Source organism: Serratia sp. TSO36 (assembly GCF_057808395.1).
In genome coordinates, this window is record NZ_JBJZOU010000048.1 from 1 (window position 1) to 334 (window position 334).

The 334-nt window shown below is 71.3% G+C and carries 1 pseudogene; it reads left to right on the plus strand.

The window, feature by feature from the left end:
* A pseudogene (locus ACK3CV_RS25380) lies at positions 1 to 334 on the plus strand (hypothetical protein); the annotation flags it as partial.

The following is a 334-nucleotide window of genomic DNA, read 5'->3' on the forward strand; positions in this document are numbered from 1 at the left end:
CCGGCCGCAGCCAGGGCGCGCTGCAGCAGCAGCGGCGTTACGACGCCATGGGCCGCCGCAGCTGGCAGAGCAGCGCCTTCGGCCACGACAAACTGACCCGGCCGGAAGACGGCGTGCTGTGGCGCGCCTATCGCTACACCGGCCGCGGCGAGCTGGCCGGGGTGAGCGACGCGCTGCGCGGCGAAGTACACTACGGTTACGACGCCGAAGGCCGCTTGCTGCAACACCGCGAACCCAATCAGGGCAAACCGGGCGCGCGGCTGGTGTACGATCTGGCGGATAACCTGCTGGGCGAGCGCAGCCCGCAGAGCGACATCGACGCGCACCTGCCGCT